We start from the raw sequence: 2,371 nt of genomic DNA on the forward strand, positions 1-2,371 counted from the left end.
CGGGCCACCCGCACCAGGGGCGCGCGCAGCGACAGCACATCGGTGTCCACGAGGACTTCCGCTTCCGGCGGCGTATTGAGCTTCCACTGGTTCTGCTCCATCAGGAAGCATGTTGATCCGCCCGAATGGCCCTAGACAAGATCCACCACTCGAAGGTGTGGACATGGGAAAAGATCGCAACGACTTCGGCGTCCCACTGCCCGCCTTGGAACCCGGGGTTTGCCGCGGGGTTCGCTTTTTCGAGCGGTGCAGCCGCTTTCGCCGCCCGAACAGTCGGCGCCGCGACGTCTCAGGCGTCGGTGGATGCTCGCGGGACGGACGTGATCAGCTCGCGGAGGCCCTCGGCGTCCAGCAGGTCCGCGGGCCGCAGCGTCCGGTCGTGCCGCACGTAGTGGAACGCGGCGCGAACTTCTTCCAGCGGTGCGCCGGAAAGCGACGACCAGGCGAGCCGGTACGCGGCGAGCTGCACGGCCAGCGCGGGCAGCCGGTCGTCGTCCGGCACGCCGCCGGTCTTCCAGTCCAGCACGGTCCAGCCGCCGTCCGGGTCGGCGAACACGGCGTCCATCCGCCCGCGCACGACGACGCCTTCCACCTGGGTCTCGAACGGCACCTCCACCTTGTGCGGGGTGCGTCCGGCCCACGATCCGCTGCGGAACGCGGCCTTGAGCTGTTCGAGGTCGTCCTGCGGAGAGGCCGTTTCGTCGCCCGCGCCGGGAAGTTCGTCCACGTCGATCAGCGCGCTGCTGCCGAACCGGTGCTCCAGCCACTCGTGGAACGCGGTGCCGCGCCGCGCCATCGGGTTCGGCGGCAGCGGCAGCGGGCGGCGCAGCTTGCGGGCGAGGGTTTCCGGGTCGTCGGCGAGTTCGACTAGGCGGCTCACCGACAGGTTGCCGGGTAGCGCCACCTGGTCGCGGCGCCGCGCGGCGGCTTCGCGTTCGGCCAGCAGGACGTCGACGTCGCGCGCCCAGTTGAGCTCGTCTTCCGGGATCTCTTCGCCCGGGATGTCTTCGCCCGGACTGTGTTCGTCCAGGGCTTGCCCGTCCAGGGCTTGCCCGTCCAGGGCTTGCCCGTCCAGGCCCTGTCCGTCCGGGCCCTGTTCGTCCGGGCTGTGTCCGTCGGAGGCTTGTCCGTCCGGGATGCCCGATGCTTCGGGCAGGTCCTCTTCGCGCGGCACTTCTTCCGCGGCCCCGGGTTCCGCGGCAGGCACGCTTTCATCCACAGTGGAATCCGAAGCCGCGGCGGCCATCGCAGCGCGGACCATGTCGGCACCCGCGGACACGGCACTTCGCCGAGCACCCAGCGGATCCGCGGGCCATTCGACCGAACGCACCGTCTCGGCCAGCGGATTCTCCGCGTCCTCTGGCGGTTCGTCGGCCCATTGCGCGAGTTCGCCGACGTCGGACCCGCGCAACACGTGCGCGAGTTCGGTGAAGAAGTCCGACGGTCCCTTCGGCTTCTTCGCGCCTTCGGCCCACCAGTGCGCGGAAAGCAGCAGCACCCGCTCCGAGCGGGTCAACGCCACGTAGAACAGCCGCCGCTCCTCGGTGAGGCGGCGGTCCTCGAACTCGCCGTCGTGCCGCTTGAGCTCGTCGAGGATCTCCTTGCGGTCCATTCCGGACAGACGATCCAGGTTCAGCGCGGGCAGATCCTGCGCGTCACCGCGCAACTGCGACGGCAGCTCGGTCACCGACGTCAGCCACGACGCCGAATGCCTGCGCCCCGGGAAGACCTGGTGCACCAGGTGCGGCACCGCGACGATCTCCCACTCCAGGCCCTTCGCGGCGTGCGTGGTCAACACCTGCACGCGGTCCTCGGCTACCTCGACCTCGCCCGGTTCGAGCCCGTCCTCGGCGCGTTCGGCGGCGGCGAGGTAGTCCAGCAGCGCGGGCAGCGTCGCGGAAGGACTGGCGGTGGCGAATTCGGTGACCACGTCGGCGAACGCGTCCAGGTGGATGCGCCCGGAACCGTCCGGGCGGGCCAGCGCCTCGATGTCCAGCAGCAGGGTGCGCTCCACATCGGCGACCAGCTCCGGCAGCGGCTGTTCGAGGCGGCGGCGCAGCGCCACGAGTTCCTTGCCCAGCCGGCGGATCCGCTCGTAGCCGGCCGCGGAGTAGTTCTCGGGGCCGCCGGGATCGTCCAGCGCGTCCACCAGGCCCGCCTGCTCGGACTGCTCGCCGGGCAGCGCGCCGCTGACGACCTCGGACGGGTCGTCAGCTTCGGCCGCCTGCGCGCCCGGTCCGAGGCTGCGCGCCCGGTCCCACAGCGCGGCGATGTCCGCCGCGCCCAGCCGCCACCGGGCGCCGGTGAGCAGCCGCATCGCCGCGGTGCCCGCCAGCGGGTCCACCAGCATGCGCAGCGCGCTGACCAGGTC

At 71.4% G+C, this 2,371-nt stretch carries 1 protein-coding gene; it reads right to left on the bottom strand.

What is annotated here, in order from left to right; translation table 11 throughout:
- Positions 1-289 precede the first annotated feature (289 nt).
- On the bottom strand, positions 290-2,371 hold a 2,082-nt coding region (locus tag IJH84_RS11235), incomplete at its 5' end, for a 3'-5' exonuclease (RefSeq protein ID WP_295143682.1).

The organism is Saccharopolyspora sp., assembly GCF_017434145.1.
GTDB lineage: Bacteria > Actinomycetota > Actinomycetes > Mycobacteriales > Pseudonocardiaceae > Saccharopolyspora_C > Saccharopolyspora_C galaxeae.